The following is an 18,732-nucleotide window of genomic DNA, read 5'->3' on the forward strand; positions in this document are numbered from 1 at the left end:
CACCAACCCGGGCAAGATCCCGCTCGAGCTGATCGAGGTCCAGGTCGGATCCTACACCGGAGAAGACGATATCGTCCGCCTCGAAGACGTCTACGGACGATAAATCGCCAGCGCCGTCAGGCCGGCTTCGAGTTGCGGAGATCCTCGACCCAGCGCGTCGCGGAAGCGAAGGGCTTCAGGTCCCCGGTCTCGACCCGCAATTGCGGGTTGGAGCCAGGATCGTCGTAGAGGACGTCGCGCCAGCGTCGCACGAAGCGGGCGATCTCCGAGCCCGGCACCGGGACGTCGTCCGGAGCCGGGCGGACGAACTCCGCGAAGGGCGTGTAGACGGTCCGGTAGCCCAGAAGGCCCGTGCGCAGGCAGAGATCCGCCTCCGCGAGGAGACCCGAGAAGCCGGGATCGAAGCCGTTCGCCGCGTCCAGGACCGCCCGCCGGGTGGCGAGGATGCCGCCCCCGACCATCGCGCAGTCGCGCGGCAGCAATGCCCAGTCGCCGTAGGTCGGGGCGCTGGCGGGCTGCCCCCGCCACAACGCGCACAGCCCTTGCTCGGGATCACCGACGAGACCCGCCTGCACCACGCGGCCCGCTCGATCGATCGTGCGGGCGCCGACCACGCCGACGCTGCGGTCGGCCGCGTAGTTCACGAGCGCATCGAGCCAGTCGGGCGTGCCGGGCTCCAGGTCGTCGTCGAGAAAGACGATGAAGTCCGTCTCGGCTGCGCGCCAAAGGCCGTTCAGCCTCGCGGAGCTCGAGCGATCGGCGAGCGGGACCTCGCGCAGGCGGATCGGATCGCCGCGGCCCGGGGCGACGTCGGCTCCGTCGGCGACGAGAACCTCCAGGCGATCGGCCGGCCAGCGGCCTCGGCGGATCGCCTCCAGGATCCGGGCGAGCCCGAGCGCCTGATCCATCTCACGATGTTTGCCGGACACGATCAGCGTCACGTCCGGGTGATCGGCAAACCGGCGCTGCGTCCGCAGGGACGCCGGGACCCGCCCGGGCAGGAGCGCGACGTCCGCCTGCAGGCGGTCCATGCTCTTCACGAGCACCTTGCGACGGGCGGCGATCGGCGCTTCGCGGCGCGGGCCCGCGCAGGCCTGGAGCGTGCGCGGGATCCGGGCGACCGCCAGCCCGGCGGCCGCTGCCTGCAGGACGAGCTCGTACCACGCGCCCTCCCGCCGCCAGCCGACGGTGAGATCGATCGCCTTCAGGGCCGAGGCCCGCAGGATCAGCGGAAAGCCGATATAATCGGTGCTTTCGAGGAGCGCCCGGTTGAAGGCCGGCTTGCAGAACGTCGTGAGCGCATCGCCGGCCCCGATCAGGATCTCGTCCCCGTAGAAGATGGCCGCATCCGGTCTCTCTGCGAGGGCGCGCCGGACAACGTTCGCAATGTCCGGATGCAGGACGGCCTCGGCAGGCGCCACGAGGAGAATCCGCTCCGGGCCCTCCGCCATCGCGGTCAAGGCCGCTGGGTCGAGGGGACCGAGGCGCTCGTCGAGCGCGACGGGCACGAAATCGGGGGGCAACACGGCGCCGGACCAGCCTGGTCCGGCCGGACGATGCAGCGCTGGCTTCGTGAAGACGCGGTCGAGGAACGGCACGGAACGATCCTTCGTCGGCGCGCGGCGCGCGGGTCCTTCAGGCGAACAGGGCGCGGACATGGCGCTCGAGGCTGCGCCCGACCGTCTCGGCCGAGAGCTGCGCCCGGATCCGCCCGGCCGCCGCACGGCCGAGATCGCCCGGTCCGGCGGCTGCCTCGGCGGCGGCCGCGAGGGCGCGAGCGAGTTCCGCCTCGTCGACCTCGCCCCACAGGCTGCCGCTCCGGTAGGGCCCATTGTCCTCACCGAGCATGGTGACGGTCGCTCGCACGGGAAAGCCGCAGGCGGCATCGAGGACGTCGCGGCTCCCGCCGTAATCGGTCGCGACGACGACTTTCCCGAAAGCCATGGCCTCGGCGATGGTGAGGCCGAACCCCTCGGACGAATGGGGCGAGGCGTAGATGTCGGCGAGCCCGAGCAGGGTTTCGAGCTGATCCCGCGTCAGGGGACGGTCGATCAGCACGGTGTCGTGCTCCTCGCCGACGAGCCGCGTCAGGGCCTCGCCCTCGCTGCGCACGTGGAAGATGTGCTTGGTCTTGAGGACCAGCTGCCAGCCGCGGCGCGCGAGCCCCGCGGCCCGGAAGGCGCGGATCAGCGCGTAGGGGTTCTTGCGGGCGAGATAGCTCGACCCGTCGAAGATGTAGAGGACGATGCGCCGGTCCGGGTCGAGCCCGAAGGTCCTCCGAAGCCGCTTGGCGGCAGCGCGCGAGATCGGATCGGGGCGCTCCGGCTCGACGACGTAGGGCACGACATCGATGGGGCGGTCGGTATACTGCCGGAAGATGTCGGCGCAGAACGTGCTCGGCGCCAGGATCGCGTCGACCTCGCTCAAACCCCGCATCCAGTGGTCCGGCACGATCGAGGTTTCCCAGACGTACAATCCGACGCGCCGCGTCGCGGCCCCGATCTCCTGCCTCTGCCCGCCGGTCAGCATCACGTCCCAGGCTTCCGGGTTGAGATGCACCAGGGCGACGTCCGGGGGACCGGCGAAGTCGCGGGCCGTGCAGCTCGGCGCCGTGCGCTGATGCGTGCCCCAGGGCGGCTTGACCGGGTGGAAGGCGCAGGCGAGACCGGTTCGCCGCAGGGCCGAGACGTAGCTGCGGCTCGCCGCACCGAGACCGCTCGCGACGTTCCAGGGCCCGTAGAAGCCGACCCGGATGGGCTCGCGCGGCGCGGCCGCGACCGGCTCGAGGCGGCCCCAGACCTTCGGGTCGCTGCGCACCGCGGCATCGCGTGCGGTGCGGTCGATGCCCTGCGCCGCGACCCAGGCCTTCGCGGCCTCGCCGCCGAGATCCGCGTAAGCGCCCGCGACGAGAGAGGCCTTGATGAAGGGGAAGCCCTGCTCCGTCAGGCTCCTCCACGCGAACATCGAGCGGTTGCCGTCGCCGGGCGCGCTCGGGAACAGGGCCCGGCAGCGCAGGCCTGCCGCGCGCATCCGGCTCGCGAAGGCCAGCTCGTAGCGCTCGATGACCTCGGTCTTGTCGTCGAGGACGGCGATGTCGTGCAGGAAGCCTTGCAGGGCCCAGCTCGACAGGGCTCGCCGCTTCACGGCCAGGAAGAAGCTCTGAAGGTGCCAGCCATGCTCGTGGCTGTCGGTCGCCGCGACGATGTCGTCGTCCGATGCGCGGATCCGATCGAGCAGGCGCGGGAAGTCCGGTCCCGGCGCGGGGCCGAGCAGGCTGTCGTTGAGGAGATAGAGGATCGCGCTGTCGGACAGGCGCTCTTCCTCCTGCAGGACATGCGCCCAGGCCGCGAAGTCGAACCCAGCATTCTCGCGCAGGTAGACGGCGGAGCAGCGATCGAGCAGCGAGCGCGGGATGCCGGTGCTCGCCTGATCGGCTGCCACGACCAGCACCACGTCGATGCCGGCCGCTGCGAGCGCGGCGGCGTAAGGCTCGACATGGCCTTTGATCAGGCCGTTCGGCGCGTGCGTGACGAGGAGTGCGGCCTCGTCCGCGAAGGCCTCGGCGCGTCGCAGACAGACCATGCGGGCCCCCGCGGCCCGGCGCCGCGTCTCGAAGGCCGGGTCGAGGCTTCGGACGGCGCGCCCTTCGGAACGGCCCCGCTCGACGTAGTGTGCGAGTGGATTGTCCAGGCCGGGGCTCGCCTCCTCCGCCGGCTCGTACCGGAGCGCGTCGAAGTGGACCGAGGGGCTCGTGCGCGCGCCGCCCTGGTCCAGAAAATGCCGAAGCAGGCCGCCACGCGACGGCGGCACGGCGGCGGCGTCCGGATAGGAGGCGCGATACCACGCGGGATCGAACAGCGGAGAGGGCCGCAGGTCCGAGGCAAGGCCGCGGGCGATGTAGTGCCGGAGCGGATTCATGCCCGCCCGAACCGATTCGGGGTAAGATCGCGTGTACCAGTCGGTATCGAAGACCGGATTCGGGCGGTGGCCCGCCGCCGCGCCGCGGGTCACGAAATGCCTCAGAGCATCGCCGGTCCCCGTCACGGCCTCGGGATAGCGCGCGGCGTACCATGCCGCGTCGAACAGGCCGGATTCCCGGATGATCTCCATCGTCCGACGCAACGCACGATCCGGCATCCGACCGGCGCCATCCGTGTCCCCTGCCTGTGTTTGCCGGAAGCGATGCTCCAGGGCCGACATGCCCGCCGGGACCGCGTCGCGATTCTCGGCCAGGTAGCCCGCAAGATCGAAATTCTCCGACGGGCTGAGGCGTGTCCCGCCGTGGCGGGCATAATGGACGAGCGGGTCGGCGGCTGCCTCCGCGTCGCCCGAATTGGCGCGCGCGTACCAGGTGGGATCGAACAGCGGGTTCGGCCGCCGCCCCTCGCCGACACCGTGATCGAGATAGTGAAGCAGCGGGTTCGCGCCGGCGGCCTCCACGTCCGGGTACGCGGCGAGGTACCAGTCGGCGTGGAACAAGGGATGCGGCCAGCGACCCTCCCGCGCACCCCAGAGACAGAAATGGCGGAGCGGGTCGAGCCCGGCGGTCCGCACGTCCTCGTAGCGCTCGAGGTACCAAGCGGCATCGAACAGCCCGGATCGCGCCACGCGCTCGCACTCGGCCGCGCGCAGCCTGGCCCGCCGCTTCGCCGCGGCCGGCGCGGCGAGCCGCGCGACGGCCGCGGCGGCGGGGGATCGGCGAACCCGGATCGGCATGCGCGCTTCGGTTACCTTCCGCTCGCGGAGCCGACAGGTCGAACCACGCGGGCGGCCATGCCGGCACGGCGAGGCCGGCGTCCGCTTGGCCCGTCAACGTGCAGCGCGCTCGTATCGGATCCGGCAGCGATGTCCCGGAATTCCCGGAATCCGGGGTTCATCCTGCGTGACGCCCGCACCTGTGGTGTCCCGTTCACGTCGAGGCGCCGGACCGGGGTGAGGCTTCGCGGCAGGTGAATGCGGCCGGCGCCACCCCGCACGGCCGACAACCGTTGCGCTGCCGCGACCTGTTTCGGCATCGTCGCGGCGAGGACGGGCTTCGGCGCGTCAGAGGCAATCATGGCCGACGCCGCGCCGTCGCGATCCGGACCGCAATGTCTGCCGATCGAGCAGAACGATGACCATGCGTCGCGCTGAGATCCCTCACCGGCTCTCGCCCATTTGCTCGGGGCGCCGGCAGAGTGATGTGCCCCGAATGCGAGATCGGGGCAACCGGCCCGTCGCGGTCCGACGACAGGAGATCGCGCAGCGAACCCCTCTCGGACCAGCGAAGGACCTGCTCGGCGATTCAGGCGCTTCTGGTCTCGGACTCCCCGAACAGGATCTCGTGCGTGACGGGATCGTAGAACTGCATCAGGGTCTGCACGAACTCGGCCGCGTCGAGACCGAGAGCTTCGGCCCAGATCCGATAGCGGTCCGGCGGGATGCGACCGCGGCCAGTCTCGAGCTGCGAGACGAAGGTATAGTATTCCGCTCCGATCAGCGCAGCCAATTGCCGCTGCGAGAGACCACGCGCCTCCCGCAACTCCCGAAGCCAGCGCCCGCCCTCGCGGCGCAGCCCTTGGACCTCTTCCGAGGCGAGCCGTTGCTGATGCGCGTACATGGATCTTCTAAGCCCGACACGGGCGGCGAGAAGCACACCCTCAAAACTGAACAGTGAAGCCTATACATCTTCTGCCGAGTGCGTCCAGTCCCAAGTGCCTTTCGCACCGACTTTCGCGCGCGGTCATCGTCGCTTAGACGATTGAAACGACTTGTCTTTATGCAATTTCGGGTTGTGTTCCCGATGCGCAATCCGGAACGCGCCGACGCGGTACACCCGCGCCGCCAGGCCCGATTCGTCGGAAGGGTACCGCGACGGCAGCGCCGCCACCCATGCCAACCGCAGAGCTGGACCGGAAGCCCATCGAGCGGCGCCGGCATAGTCGAAGCAAGAATCAACCGCTTGTTGCATTTTTCGACGAGCAGCCTAGCTGAAGGCAGCGCCGAACGGAGGGTCCGGCGGACCTGAACGGGCGAGGCGACCGCCCGCTGTTGCTCCTGAGAGACAAAGATCGAACCATGGCTACCAGGGCTGGCGGAAACGTGATCAAATCCCTGTGGGGTATGGTCATAAAGCGAACATTCTGTTAGGTCAGTCGACCCGACCGGCAGCCACTTTTCAAGGCTGCGGCTGCTTGTCGGCGCTCCGGAGAACTCAGTTTTTCGGTATCTGGCGAAGGAAAGATTGCAGTCCGGCCAAGCTTGTCCGTTTGTGCGTTCAGCAAACCTTAATCCTTCGTACACTCTGAATCCTTCGACGTGTCGTCGATCGCCATAGGTCCACAGAATGAGCACTAGGGGCATGGGCGCAGGACCTTCGATATTGAAGGACGGCATCAAGGCGACGCGGCCGGTCTTCGTCACCGCCATCGTATTCAGCTTCTTCATCAACTTGCTGATGTTCGTCAGCCCGTTGTACATGCTGCAGATCTACGATCGCGTGCTCGGCAGCCGCAACGAAACCACCTTGGTCGGCATCACGGTCATCGCTGCGTTCGCTCTTGTCGTCTATGCGCTTCTCGAAATGCTTCGCTCGCGCCTGCTCGTGCGCGGTGGCATCCTGTTCGACGAGAAGATCGCGAGCCCGATCTTCGGAGCGGTCCACCGGGGCAACCTGCGCAATCCCGAGGGCGGGCACGCCGTCGCGCTGCGCGATGTCGATGCGGTGCGCGAGTTCCTGACCGGCAGCGGCCTCCTCGCCTTCTGCGACGCGCCCTGGACGCCGATCTTCCTGCTGGCCTGCTTCATCCTGCATCCCTGGTTCGGCTGGATGGCGATCATCGGCGGCCTCGTGATCTTCGCTCTCACCATCCTCAACGAGGTCGTGACGAAGCGCGAGCTCGCGGCAGCAGGCCAAGCCTCGAACGCGGCCGGGCAATACGCGCAGGCGACCTTCCGCAACGGCGAGGTGCTGCAGGCCATGGGCATGCTCGGCGCGCTGCGCAGCCTCTGGGGCCATCGCCACCGCGAGGTTCTCGCCCTCCAGGCAGTGGCGAGCGATCGCGCCGGCCTGATCGTCGCGTCGACGAAGTTCGTCCGGATGTTCCTGCAGACGCTGATCCTCGGCGTCGGCGCCTACCTTGCGATCCACCGGGAGATCTCGCCGGGCTCCATGATCGCCGCCTCGATCATCATCGGGCGCGCGCTCGCGCCCGTCGAGCTGCTCGTGGCGAACTGGAAGGGCTTCACGGCGGTGCGGGCGAGCTACGGCCGCCTCGTGCGCCTGATCGAGCTCGCGGGGCCCGAGCCCGAGCGCATGAACCTGCCCCGGCCGAAGGGGCAGATCGACGCCGAGAACCTCGTGGTGACGGCGCCGGGCAAGCAGCAGGCGATCGTCCGCGGCGTCAGCTTCCGGCTGGCACCCGGCACGATCGTCGGCGTCGTCGGCCCGAGCGCGGCCGGCAAGTCGAGCCTCGCGCGCGCCGTCACGGGCGTCTGGCCGATCATCGGCGGATCGCTCCGGATCGACGGGTCCGACCTGTCGCACTGGGACCCGCAGGCGCTCGGCCGCCATATCGGCTACCTGCCCCAGGACGTGGAGCTCTTTGCGGGGACCGTCGCCCAGAACATCGCCCGCTTCGAGGAGATCGACGAGGCGGCGGTGATCGCGGTCGCCCAGAAGGCGGGCTGCCACGAGCTGATCCAGTCGCTGCCGGACGGCTACAACACCCAGATCGGCATCGGCGGGCAGGCGCTCTCCGGCGGCCAGCGCCAGCGCATCGCGCTCGCGCGCGCCATGTACGGCAACCCGAGCTTCATCGTGCTCGACGAGCCGAACGCGAGCCTCGACGCCGCGGGCGAGGAGGCACTGATGCAGGCGGTGCAGGAGCTCAAGCGCATGGGCACGACGATCATGATCGTGACCCACAAGGTGAACATCCTGACCGCGGTCGACGCCGTCCTGGTCATGAACAGCGGCACCGTGCAGGCCTACGGGCCCCGCGAGGAGATCCTCGGCCGCGTCGCCGGCCCGCGGGTCGTCCCGACGCCCGCACCGGCCGTTGCCGGAGCGCCGGCGGGACGGCTCGGCATGGAAGGCCAGCGGGCAGCAGGTTGAAGGCCAGGTAGACGGTGATGAAGATCAAGCTTCCGGCGAAGATTTCGCTCCCGAGCGTCGAGACCCTGAAAACCGCGATCGAGCGGGTGCGCGAGCCCGTCGGCGAGCCGGCCGGCTCCTCCGCGGCCGTTGCCAACGCGCTGCGCCAGCCGCCGCGCCTGACCACCTGGAAGCACCACGCCATCGCGGGCTACGCGCTGATCTTCTCGACCTTCGGGGTGATGGGCGCCTGGGCCGCGGTGGCGCGGCTCGACCGTGCCGTGGTGAGCCCGGGCACGATCACGGTCGAGAACAGCCGCAAGGTCGTCCAGCACTACGAGGGCGGCATGGTCCGGGAGATCCTGGTCAAGGAGGGGCAGACCGTCCAGCAGGGAGAGACGCTGCTCCGCCTCGACCCGGTTCAGTCACGGGCGAGCGTCGACCTGTTCCGGGGCCAGCTCGACGCGACTCTGGTTCTCGAAGCGCGTCTGATGGCGGAGCGGGACGGGGCTCGTGCGCCGGAACTGCCGCAAGAGATCGTCGCCCGCCGCGACGAGCCCTTCGTCGCTCGGGTGATCAGCGACCAGACGAACCAGTTCAAGGAGCGGCAGGCCTCCCTCAAGGGCCAGATCGAGCTGCTCGAAGCGCGCGTCACGCAGCTCAACACCGAGATCAAGGGCCTCGCGGTCGAGAAGGCCTCGGTGGAGGAGCAGGTCGGCTTCATCAACCAGGAGCTGACGGGCCTGCGCTCCCTGCGCGAGAAGAACCTCATCCCGCTCTCGCGCCTTCTCGTGATGGAGCGCGAGCGCACCCGGCTCGAGGGCGTGATCGGCCGCTCGATGGCCGACGCCGCCAAGGCGCAGAACGGCATCGGAGAGGCGGGCCTGCAGATCACGCAGATCAAGCAGAAGTTCCAGGAGGACGTGGCCGGCCAACTTCTCGAGGCGCGCCAGAAGATCTCGGAACTCCGCGAGAAGCTCTCCGTGGCGCAGGACGTGCTGAAGCGCCTCGAGGTGAAGGCGCCGCGCAGCGGCGTGGTGCAGGCGCTGAAGGTCTACACGGTCGGCCAGGTCATCCGCTCGGGCGAGCCCCTGATGGAGATCGTGCCGACCGATGACAAGCTCGTCGTGCACGTGCAGTTCGCGCCCAACGACCTCGAGACGGTGCATGCCGGCATGCCGGCCGAGATCAAGTTCCCGACCTTCCACTCGCGCCGGATCCCGACGATCCTGGGCAATCTCGAAACCGTCTCGCGCGATCGCCTGATCGACGAGACGACGCGGCAGCCGTACTTCCTGGGCATCGTCGAGATCAGCAAGCTGCAGATCCCCGACATGATGAAGGACCGCCTCGTGGCCGGCATGCCGGCCGAGGTCGTCATCACGACCGGCGAGCGCACCGCCCTGAGCTACATCGTCTCGCCGTTCTTCGAAGCGATGGGGCGCTCGTTCAACGAGCATTGAGGCCGTCGGCCGGCCGCATCGGAGATCGCGGGCGCCCGCAGACTGATGGGACGTCCCCTCGACGGCGTGCAGGGCCGGCGCAATCGGCGGCCCATCCCGCTCCGGGCACGACGCCGCCGGCACCTGTGCGGGGCCTCCCCCTCATCCTCAGATTCGCCGCTTTCGCCCGGCACTCGCTGCCTGGGGCGCCGGCGGCGCCGGGAGTGAGCTTGCGTCCGTGATCCGCTTCGAGAACGTCACCAAGATCTACCGGACGGACGGCCATCGCCGCACCATCCTGGAACGGGTCTCGCTGACGCTCAAACCCGGCATCAGCTACGGCATCCTGGGCATCAACGGCGCCGGCAAATCCACCACCATGCGGCTGATCGGCGGGACGGAGGAACCGACGAGCGGGCGCATCAAGCGGGGGCTGCGCGTATCGTGGCCGCTCGGCTTCGGCGGCGGCTTCCACCCGCAGATGACGGGGCGCGACAACGTGATCTTCGTGGCTCGCATCTACGGGGAGGATCCCCGGCGCGTGCTCGAATTCGTGGAGGATTTCGCCGAGCTCGGCAGCTACCTCGACGTGCCGATCCGAACCTACTCATCGGGCATGGGCGCGCGCCTCGCCTTCGGGATGAGCATGGCGATCCCCTTCGACTGCTACCTCATCGACGAGGTGACGGCTGTCGGCGACGCGCGCTTCGCCAAACGCTGCAACGAGGTCTTCGCCTCGCGACGCGAGACCGCGGACGTGATCATGGTCTCGCACGACATGGAGACGATCCGGTCCTGGTGCAGTCAGGGCATCGTGCTGCTCAACGGCCGCGCCATCATCTACGAGGACGTCAACGACGCGATCGAGGTGTATCGCCGCCTCAACGCGTGAGAACGGACACGGTTTTGCCGCGCGAGGGTGCCACAGGGCATCGAGGATGCCTGCCCCGCAGGCAACGGAACCACCAGGACCGATGACCGTCGAGATCCGCAATCCGCAGGGCCAGCCGCTCACTACCGCGGACCGGTCGGCAGCCGTGGCCGATTCCCTGCGCCAGATCGCGCGGCTGTCGCGCTTCGCCGACCGCAAGAAGGGCATCCGCTCCTATCCGAGCCACGTGAAGAGCGATCCCTGGGTCCCGATCCTGTTCGGGCTCTGCTTCGTCCTGCCCACGCTGATCGGCATGATCTATTACGGCCTGATCGCCTCGGACCGCTACGTGACGGAGGCGCGCTTCGCCCTGCGGCCGGCCATCGGCTCCGTCGAGAAGGCGAGCCCGGACTCGGTCGGCACCAACAGCGGCGTGCCCCACCAGATGGTCGCCCAGGACACCCTGATCACCTACAATTACATCCTGAGCCGGCCGATGATCGAGGCCGTATCGGGCGAGATGCCGCTCCGGGACATGTTCACCCGCGCGAGCATCGACTACCTGTCGCGCTTCAATCCTGAGAAGCCGATCGAGAAATTCCTGAAGTATTGGCGCAGCCGCGTCGACGTCGAGATCGAGCAGGGCTCGGGGATCATGACGCTCAGCGTCAACGCCTTCGACCCGGCGGAGTCGCTCGCGATCACGCGGGCGATCCTGAAGGAGAGCGAGCGCATGGTGAATGCGCTCAGCGCGACGGCGCGCAATGATGCGGTTGCCGAGAGCAACCGCGAGTTGAAGCTCGCCGAGGAGCGCCTGACCAAGATCCGCATCGCGACACGCGATCTGCGCAACCGCGAGGGCGTGCTCGACGCGCAGAAGACGAACGAGACCAACCTCAAAATCATCCAGGAGTTGCGCACGGCGCGGATCAACCTCGCGGTCCAGCTCACCCTGGCCCAGCGCGATCTCGGCCCCGAATCACGCCGCATCCTCGACCTGAAGACGCAGATCAAGGACCTCGACGACAACATCGCCCGGATCGAGCGCCAATCCGCCAGCCAGGATCCCGAGCAGAAGCGCCTCCTCTCCGATGCGCTGACCCGCTTCGAGACGCTGGAGAACGAGCGCAAGGACGCGGAGAAGTACTATGCCAAGGTGCTGGCCGCGAGCGAGCGGGCCCGTATCATCGCGGCCCGCCAGATCGAGTTCTTCAGCCTGATCGTGGAGCCTGTCCTGGCGCAGTCGGCCCAGCAGCCCCGCACGCTCCTGATGATCAGCCTGATCGCGGCGGGCTCGGCCGTGATCTTCGCCGGCGCCCTGTTCGCCCGCAAGCAGATGGTGTGAGAGCGGGGATACGGCGCCGAGACGGATCCCGTACCCCACCCGATCCGCGCTTTTGCGGGGCGCGCACCGGGAGCCGGGCGGCGCGCCGATGCTGTCCGCCGGTCGCTCAGCGCCCGGTCGGATCGAGCGTCCGCTTCGAGCCCGCGCTTCCCGGCATCCGCCCCTGGTCGGCCGGGAACAGGGTATGGCCGCTCTCGGTGTCGAGGCCGGTCGTGGTCGAGCCCGCCGCTCCGATCGCGGTCGATCCGATCTCCTCCGTTGCCGGCCGCGCCGTGCCGCCGGTCCAGCCCTGAGCGCGCCAGTTCTGGGCGCGCTCGTCGAGGTCGATCGAGCCGTGCTCGTTGAGGAGCGCCATGACCCTGTCGGCCCGCGCCTCGTCGGCCCGGACCGTGACGAGCGTGCCGCCCTGCCGGACGCCCTCCGCATAGGTCTCCGCCTCATGCTCGCTCAGGCCCGCTCCCGTGAGCGCGCCGAGGAGACCGCCGGTCGCCGCACCGACGCCCGCGCCGGTGACCGCGGCGACGAGCCAGCCCGCCGCCACCACCGGGCCGACCCCCGGGATGGCCAGGAGGCCGAGGCCCGCCAGGAGCCCGGCGCCCCCGCCCAGGACCGTGCCGAGGGTCGCACCCGTCCCGGCACCGTCGGCGGCGTCGCTCTCCTCGCCCAGGCCCGGGCGCGAGGGGGTGCCGACCTCATCCGTCAGGCGCCCGGCATGACGGTCCCCCTCGTTGCTCGCCACGATGCTGATGTCCCCGTGCGGGATGCCCTCGGCCTCGAGCTTGTCGACGGCGCGCGCGGCGTCGTCGTAATCGTCGAACAGGGCGGTGATGGCTCGTGTCGCCATGATGCGTTTCTCCAACTGATGCCTGGCTCGATCGGGGCTATTGCGCGGCGACGTTGCCCTTGTAGTCCATGCCGACGCTGACCTCCTTGCCGGCATGAACGGCCTTGCCGCGCCAGATGCCCTGATCGTCCTTCGTCAAGTTCTTGATCTCGCCGAAACCCATCTTCTCGAAGCGCGCCTTCACCTGGCCCTCGGTGAAGCTGTTGGCGCCGGGCTCGAGCTTCTGGCCGGCGGCGCCGTGCGGCGCGGCGTCGATGTTGGTGTCGGCCTTCGCATCCGCCTTGGCGTCGGGCGCCGTCGTGGTCGCCGTGCCCGTGGTCTGGCCGGTCGTCTGGGCAGCCGCGAACCCGCCCCCGGCGACGGTCAGGAAGGCGGCGAGTGCCAGAGACATGCGCATGGAAGGACCTCGATGCGGTTGCAGGATCGTGTCCGTTCAAGCGGCGGGGTCCGGCCCGGGTTCCAGCTTGAGCGGGGGCGGCTCCGGTTAACGCAACGCTAACCCTATGCCCGGCAAATCTTGCCGGGTCCTTGGTGTGCGTCGGCGGGATGCGAACCTGATGAGCGATACGGCAACGGTGCCGAGTTCCGGTCCGGGGCTCGCGGGTCCGAGGCTTGCAGGCCTCGGGGGCTTCGCGCTGCCGGGCCGCAGCGACCTTCAGGCCCTGACGAAGCGCACGGACCTGTTCTTCGCCACCGCCGTGATGGGCATCCTCGTGGTGCTCATCTTCCCATTGCCGGCGATCCTGCTCGACCTGCTGCTCGCCGTCTCGATCATCCTCTCGGTCCTGATCATGATGACGGGGCTGTTCATCGACAACCCGCTCGAGTTCACGGTCTTCCCGACGCTGCTGCTGATGGCGACCATGCTGCGGCTGGCGCTCAACCTCGCCTCGACGCGGCTCATCCTCGGGCACGGGCACGAGGGCACGGCCGCGGCCGGCCACGTCATCGAGGCATTCGGCAACTTCGTGATGGGGGGCAACTTCGTCATCGGGATCATCGTCTTCGCGATCCTGATCATCGTGAACTTCGTCGTGATCACGAAGGGCTCCGGCCGCATCGCCGAGGTCGCCGCGCGCTTCACCCTCGACGCGATGCCGGGCAAGCAGATGGCGATCGACGCCGATCTCTCGGCCGGCCTCATCGACGAGAAGACCGCCAAGGCCCGGCGCTCGGCGCTCGAGGAGGAATCCTCCTTCTTCGGCGCCATGGACGGCGCCTCGAAGTTCGTCCGCGGCGACGCGGTGGCCGCGCTGCTGATCACCTTCATCAACGTGGTGGGCGGCATCATCATCGGGGTGGCCCAGCAGGGCCTCGATTTCGGCGCGGCCGCCAAGAGCTACACGCTGCTCACGATCGGCGACGGCCTCGCGTCCCAGGTGCCCGCCCTGATCGTCTCGACGGCTGCCGGCATCCTCGTGTCGAAGGCGGGCGTGAAGGGATCGGCCGACAAGGCGCTCGGCAGGCAGCTCGCCAACTACCCGAAGGCGCTCGGCATGTCGTCGGGCGTCATGGTGCTGATCGCGCTGTTGCCCGGCATGCCGATGCTGCCCTTCCTGGCGCTGGCCGGCGGCTCCGGCTACGCCGCGTGGCGGATCGCCAAGACGAACCGCGAGGCGCCGCCCGCGAGCGAGGGCGCGTCGGTCGAGGCCGGGGGCGCGGCCGGGCCGAAGGAGGAGACGGTCACCGATCTCCTCAAGCTCGACGACCTCAAGCTCGAGATGGGCTACGCCCTGCTGGCCCTCGTCAACGGCGAGGGGCAGGACCGGCTCACCGACCAGATCAAGGCGCTGCGCCGCCAGCTCGCGGCCGAGCTCGGCTTCGTGATGCCCTCGGTGCGCATCCTCGACAACGTCCAGCTCGATTCGAACGCCTACGTGGTCCGGGTGAAGGAGATCGAGGCCGGTACCGGCCAGATCTTCCCCGGCCAGTTCATGGCGATGGACCCGATGGGCGGCCAGGTCCAGCTTCCCGGCCAGCACATGCTGGAGCCGACCTTCGGGCTGCCCGCGACCTGGATCGACGCCAGTCTGCGCGACCAGGCCCAGCTGAAGGGCTACACGGTGGTGGATGCCGCGACGGTGGTCTCGACGCACCTCACCGAGATCATCAAGGCGCATGTGTCGGAGCTCCTGAACCACGTCGAGGTGCAGAAGCTCCTCAAGGAACTCTCCAAGGAGCATGCCGATCTCCTCAAGGAGGTGGTGCCGAGCCAGATCTCGACGACCGGCATCCAGCGCGTGCTGCAGTTCCTGCTCTCCGAGCGGGTCTCGATCCGCGATCTCGGGTCGATCATCGAGGGCGTCGCGGAGGTCGCGGGCTCGGTGAAGAACCCGCGCGACATCGTCGAGCACGTGCGCGCCCGCCTCGGCCGCCAGATCTGCGCGCAGTACCAGGGCCCGGACGGCATGCTGCCGATCATCACCCTGTCGCCGGCCTGGGAGCAGGCCTTCCTCGAATCGATCGTCGGCGAGCGCGACGAGCGCTACCTCGCCATGCAGCCCTCGAAACTGTCCGAATTCGTCAACACGGTGCGGGACCGCTTCGAGACCGCCGCCCGCATGGGCGAGATGCCGGTTCTCGTCACGTCGGTGCAGGCCCGGCCCTTCGTGCGCTCGATCATCGAGCGCTTCCGCCGGGAGACGCCGGTGATGAGCCAGGCCGAGATCCACCCGCGGGCGCGGCTGCGCACGGTCGGCTCGGTGTGAAGGCGCCTCAGCGCGGCGGCGGGACCGCGATCGGGAAGGTCCGGACGCCCCGGTGACGGGGAAGCGCGGCGCGATCGGCTCTCACCGGCTCGAGCGCCGGCCGCAGGGGCCGGCCCTCCTCACACCGCCTTCTTCTCCAGCCGGTGCTCGATCTCGTGGGCATCGAGGCCCGGGACGACGACGGGCGGTTCGGGGACGTCGCCCTCCCGGCCGCCCTCCCGTCCGCTCCTGCCGATCGCCACGGCGAGCCGCGACCGCTCGTAGAGCAGCACCACCACGACCGAGACCAGAGCCGGGATCCAGAAGTAGAAGATCCGGAACACGATGACGGCGGCCACGACCGCGTCCTTCTGGGCGGCGTCGGTGATCTGCATCGCCGTGATGAAGACGATCTCGAACACGCCGAGCCCGCCCGGGGCGTGCGAGGCGAGCGCCAGCGAGAACGAGGCCAGAAAGATCGCCAGCACCGTGATGAATCCGGGATTCATCGCCTCCGGAAGGGCGAAGTAGATGATGCCGGCCGCGCCGAGCAGCTCGAGCGGCGCGGCCAGGAGCTGACGACCCATGATCTGAGGCCGCGGATATTCGAGCTTGAACGAGCGGATGTGCAGCGGCTTCAGGTGCAGGACCGAGCCCGCCACGTAGAGCGCCACGAAGCCGAGGAGCCCGATGCCGACGACGAGCGCCGTCTTCGGGTCGGTCAGGAAGCCCGGCAGCTTGCCTTCGAGCCGCGCCAGGAGATTCGGGTCGACGACGAGCACGACGCCGCCGAGGAGCACCGTGCCGAGGAAGAAGGTGAAGGAGCACAGCGCCACCAGGACGGCGACCTGGGCGGCCGAGAGGCCCTTGGCCGTGTAGGCCCGGTAGCGGACGAGCGCGCCGGAGAAGACCGAGGCGCCGATATTGTGCGAGAGCGCGTAGGTGGTGAAGGAGCAGACCGAGACGAAGAACCACGAGATGTGGCGGACGCCGAGGTGCAGCAGCGCGATCCGGTCGTACCAGGCGAGCGCCGCGTAGGCGACGAGGGTCGAGACCGCCGCCAGGACGATGCGGTGGGGCGGGATGGCGACGATGGCGGCCCAGATGGCGGAGAGAGAGGTGGTCTTGAGTTCCTGGTAGAGGAAGTAGCCGGAGACGGCCACGGCGGCGAGACCGATGACCGGCCAGATGAATTCGCTGATCTTCTTCATGGAACCCGGACGCACCCTTGGGCAGACGGCCCCTGATGCGCCAGGATCGGACGCACCGCAAGCGCGGCCAGCCGGCCCACCGAGGCGATGCGTCATGTCACCGGATCGTGACGGTTTCGTGCCGACGCCCTGCGGAGCGCTGCGAGCGCGTCAGGCCCGCGCCCGCGAGAGGCCGATGCCGTCCATCGCCGCCTGATCGCGCTGGGCTTCCGCCGCGCGCTCGGCGCTGCGCTCGCGGTCCTCCAGGATCTCGACCTTCTTCAGCTCCTCGAAGGCCTCGCCGAGCTCGGCCTTGGCCTCGGCGAGCTGGCCCTCGAGGGCGGCGGCCGACTGGCGCATGTTGTCCCTGCGGCCGGCGGCCGCGCGGGCATAAGTCGGGTAGGCGAAGTGGGAGGTGTCGGAGATGCCGGCACGGCCCTCCTCCTGGGCCACCTCGCGGTCGAGCTCGCTCGCCATCCGGAGGAAGTCGGCCATCATCATCTCGATCTGCGTCACGCGCCGACGCTTCTCGTCGACCTGGAAGCGACGCAGACGGATCAGCGTGTCACGCGATTTCATGGGGACGCTCACTCCACGCAACGCCAAAGGGCGGGCTCGGCGCGAGGCCGCGCCGGCAACGCCTCTCACGGCTCGCCCACGATCTGCGCGAGCCGTGCGTAACCATCGCCGATGGAGGTTGCTTCTTCCTTACCCTGCCCCAGAAAAGCCTCAAGGTCCGGCATCAGCGCCACCGCCTCGTCGACCTCCGGCGACGAGCCCGCCCGGTAGGCGCCGAGCCGGATCAGCTCCTCCATGTCCGCGTAGGTCGAGAGGACGCGGCGCGCCCGCCGAACCACGGGCAGGTAGGCCGGATCGCAGGAGCGCGGCATGGTGCGGGAGACCGAGCGGAGCACGTTGATCGCCGGGTAGCGCCCGCGCTCGGCGATGGCGCGCTCCATGACGATGTGACCGTCGAGGATGCCCCGGACCGCGTCCGCCACCGGCTCGTTGTGGTCGTCGCCCTCGACCAGCACCGTGAAGAGGGCCGAGATCGTCCCCTCCCCCACGCCGGGACCGGCCCGTTCGAGGAGGCGCGGCAATTCGCTGAACACGGTCGGGGTGTAGCCCTTGGCGGTCGGCGGCTCCCCGGCCGCGAGGCCGATGTCGCGCTGGGCCATGGCGAAGCGCGTGATCGAGTCGATCATGCACAGGACCCGTGCGCCCTGGTCGCGGAAATGCTCGGCCAGGGCCAGGGTGACGTAGGCGGCGTTCCGGCGCATGAGCGCCGGCTCGTCGGAGGTCGCCACCACCACGACCGAGCGGGCGAGGCCCTCCGCCCCGAGGTCGTCCTGCAGGAATTCCTGCACCTCGCGCCCGCGTTCTCCGACGAGGCCGATGACGGCGACGTCGGCGGCGGTGTAGCGGGCGAGCATCGAGAGCAGCACCGACTTGCCGACGCCCGAGCCCGCGAAGATGCCCATGCGCTGGCCCGCGCACATGGTCAGGAAGGTGTTGATGCAGCGGACCCCGAGATCGAGGGGCCGGCCGACGCGCCGGCGCGCATGGGCCGGCGGCGGATCGGCGCGCAGCGGGTAGATTTCGGGCCCGGCCGGCAACGGCCCGAGCCCGTCGACGGGCCGGCCCAGCGCGTCGACGACCCGCCCGAGCCAGGCGGCGGAGGGCCGGATCGCGCCGGCGGCCTCGTCGCGGACATAGGCCGGGCAGCCCCGGCGCACGCCCTCGAGCGAGCCGAACGGCATGGCGAGCGCCCGGTCCCCCTGGAAGCCGATGATCTCGCAGGGGACGAGGCCGGCGCGGCCCGCCCCCTCGATGTCGAGCCGCCCGCCGAGCCGCATGGCGGCGACCGGACCGGCGACCTCGACGAGCAGGCCGCGAATCGCGACGACCCGCCCGAAGGTCTCCAGCGTCTCGATACGCTCGAGGGCGGCGCGGGCCGCGGCCAGCGTCGTTCGCGCGGCTCCGCGCTGCTCGTCGGGCATCCGCGCCCCCTTCAACCCTTCATTTACCTCCCTCCTTAACACTGCGGTCATCGGGCTTGTAGCGGTCCGCTCACGTGTCGGATGAAGGCGTTCCTTCGAGCCTCCGAGACGCGGCGCGGACGTGTCTTCTGGGCCACAGAGCGCGCCGAATCATTGTGGGTGAAGGACTTGGCAAGGGGTGTGAGCAGGGTGCGCGAACGCGATCGGGGTCTTCGTGAGAACAGACCACCAACGATTTTCGCTTCGGCACTTCGTGAACACGCAACGAGCGCTTGCCAG

Annotated in this window: 14 protein-coding genes; 6 read left to right on the top strand and 8 right to left on the bottom strand. The window is 69.4% G+C overall.

Going from position 1 to position 18,732, the window contains the following annotated elements; translation table 11 throughout:
• The coding region (locus WDW90_RS01600; RefSeq protein ID WP_336485753.1) for a hypothetical protein at positions 1-103 on the top strand (103 nt) is incomplete at its 5' end.
• Positions 104-116: 13 nt separating this feature from the next.
• Here the strand turns inward: WDW90_RS01600 and WDW90_RS01605 are convergent.
• The 3 genes from WDW90_RS01605 to WDW90_RS01615 form a co-directional block, all read right to left on the bottom strand.
• Positions 117-1,598, bottom strand: a complete 1,482-nt coding sequence (locus WDW90_RS01605; RefSeq protein WP_336485514.1) for a glycosyltransferase — start codon at positions 1,596-1,598, stop codon at positions 117-119.
• Positions 1,599-1,635: 37 nt separating this feature from the next.
• The gene (locus WDW90_RS01610; protein WP_336485515.1) at positions 1,636-4,716 is read right to left on the bottom strand and encodes a rhamnan synthesis F family protein; all 3,081 of its coding nucleotides are present in this window, start codon (positions 4,714-4,716) and stop codon (positions 1,636-1,638) included.
• 568 nt (positions 4,717-5,284) lie between these two features.
• The gene (locus WDW90_RS01615) at positions 5,285-5,599 is read right to left on the bottom strand and encodes a helix-turn-helix domain-containing protein (protein WP_336485516.1); all 315 of its coding nucleotides are present in this window, start codon (positions 5,597-5,599) and stop codon (positions 5,285-5,287) included.
• Positions 5,600-6,340: 741 nt separating this feature from the next.
• On the opposite strand from WDW90_RS01615, the gene WDW90_RS01620 reads away from it, so the two are divergent.
• The 4 genes from WDW90_RS01620 to WDW90_RS01635 all read left to right on the top strand — a co-directional run bounded on the left by WDW90_RS01620 (position 6,341) and on the right by WDW90_RS01635 (position 11,732).
• Positions 6,341-8,095: a type I secretion system permease/ATPase gene (locus WDW90_RS01620; protein ID WP_336485517.1), complete on the top strand. Its 1,755-nt coding sequence runs from the start codon at positions 6,341-6,343 to the stop codon at positions 8,093-8,095.
• A 17-nt stretch (positions 8,096-8,112) separates the two neighbouring features.
• A complete protein-coding gene (locus WDW90_RS01625; RefSeq protein ID WP_336485518.1) occupies positions 8,113-9,537 on the top strand; it encodes an HlyD family type I secretion periplasmic adaptor subunit in 1,425 nt (474 codons plus the stop codon).
• 217 nt (positions 9,538-9,754) lie between these two features.
• Positions 9,755-10,408, top strand: a complete 654-nt coding sequence (locus WDW90_RS01630; protein WP_336485519.1) for an ABC transporter ATP-binding protein — start codon at positions 9,755-9,757, stop codon at positions 10,406-10,408.
• A gap of 82 nt (positions 10,409-10,490) precedes the next feature.
• Complete coding sequence (locus WDW90_RS01635; RefSeq protein ID WP_336485520.1) at positions 10,491-11,732, top strand: KpsE/RkpR family capsule polysaccharide export protein; 1,242 nt, start codon at positions 10,491-10,493, stop codon at positions 11,730-11,732.
• Positions 11,733-11,838: 106 nt separating this feature from the next.
• Here the strand turns inward: WDW90_RS01635 and WDW90_RS01640 are convergent, their stop codons facing one another.
• Together WDW90_RS01640 and WDW90_RS01645 are read right to left on the bottom strand one after the other, a co-directional pair.
• Entirely contained in the window at positions 11,839-12,576 is a 738-nt protein-coding gene (locus WDW90_RS01640) for a hypothetical protein (RefSeq protein ID WP_336485521.1), read from the bottom strand.
• A 37-nt stretch (positions 12,577-12,613) separates the two neighbouring features.
• Positions 12,614-12,973, bottom strand: a complete 360-nt coding sequence (locus WDW90_RS01645) for a hypothetical protein (RefSeq protein WP_336485522.1) — start codon at positions 12,971-12,973, stop codon at positions 12,614-12,616.
• 160 nt (positions 12,974-13,133) lie between these two features.
• Here WDW90_RS01645 and flhA point away from each other — a divergent pair, with 160 nt between their 5' ends.
• The gene (gene flhA, locus WDW90_RS01650) at positions 13,134-15,284 is read left to right on the top strand and encodes a flagellar biosynthesis protein FlhA (protein WP_336485523.1); all 2,151 of its coding nucleotides are present in this window, start codon (positions 13,134-13,136) and stop codon (positions 15,282-15,284) included.
• Between the two features lie 119 nt (positions 15,285-15,403).
• Here the strand turns inward: flhA and WDW90_RS01655 are convergent, their stop codons facing one another.
• From WDW90_RS01655 to fliI, 3 genes are all read right to left on the bottom strand, one after another.
• Positions 15,404-16,474, bottom strand: coding sequence for a lysylphosphatidylglycerol synthase domain-containing protein (locus tag WDW90_RS01655; protein WP_336485524.1), 1,071 nt, complete (start codon positions 16,472-16,474; stop codon positions 15,404-15,406).
• A 150-nt stretch (positions 16,475-16,624) separates the two neighbouring features.
• Positions 16,625-17,032, bottom strand: a complete 408-nt coding sequence (gene fliJ / locus WDW90_RS01660; protein WP_336485525.1) for a flagellar export protein FliJ — start codon at positions 17,030-17,032, stop codon at positions 16,625-16,627.
• A gap of 65 nt (positions 17,033-17,097) precedes the next feature.
• Positions 17,098-18,453, bottom strand: coding sequence for a flagellar protein export ATPase FliI (gene fliI, locus WDW90_RS01665; protein ID WP_336485526.1), 1,356 nt, complete (start codon positions 18,451-18,453; stop codon positions 17,098-17,100).
• Positions 18,454-18,732 lie beyond the last annotated feature (279 nt).

This window comes from Methylobacterium nigriterrae (assembly GCF_037106235.1).
In the GTDB taxonomy this organism is placed as follows: domain Bacteria; phylum Pseudomonadota; class Alphaproteobacteria; order Rhizobiales; family Beijerinckiaceae; genus Methylobacterium; species Methylobacterium nigriterrae.

Coding starts and splice junctions, on each gene's coding strand:
- WDW90_RS01655 (WP_336485524.1), bottom strand. CDS start 16,474: ATGAAGAAGATCAGCGAATTCATCTGGCCGGTCATCGGTCTCGCCGCC.
- fliJ (WP_336485525.1), bottom strand. CDS start 17,032: ATGAAATCGCGTGACACGCTGATCCGTCTGCGTCGCTTCCAGGTCGAC.
- WDW90_RS01615 (WP_336485516.1), bottom strand. CDS start 5,599: ATGTACGCGCATCAGCAACGGCTCGCCTCGGAAGAGGTCCAAGGGCTG.
- WDW90_RS01625 (WP_336485518.1), top strand. CDS start 8,113: ATGAAGATCAAGCTTCCGGCGAAGATTTCGCTCCCGAGCGTCGAGACC.
- flhA (WP_336485523.1), top strand. CDS start 13,134: ATGAGCGATACGGCAACGGTGCCGAGTTCCGGTCCGGGGCTCGCGGGT.
- WDW90_RS01620 (WP_336485517.1), top strand. CDS start 6,341: ATGGGCGCAGGACCTTCGATATTGAAGGACGGCATCAAGGCGACGCGG.
- WDW90_RS01640 (WP_336485521.1), bottom strand. CDS start 12,576: ATGGCGACACGAGCCATCACCGCCCTGTTCGACGATTACGACGACGCC.
- WDW90_RS01645 (WP_336485522.1), bottom strand. CDS start 12,973: ATGCGCATGTCTCTGGCACTCGCCGCCTTCCTGACCGTCGCCGGGGGC.
- WDW90_RS01635 (WP_336485520.1), top strand. CDS start 10,491: ATGACCGTCGAGATCCGCAATCCGCAGGGCCAGCCGCTCACTACCGCG.
- fliI (WP_336485526.1), bottom strand. CDS start 18,453: ATGCCCGACGAGCAGCGCGGAGCCGCGCGAACGACGCTGGCCGCGGCC.
- WDW90_RS01610 (WP_336485515.1), bottom strand. CDS start 4,716: ATGCCGATCCGGGTTCGCCGATCCCCCGCCGCCGCGGCCGTCGCGCGG.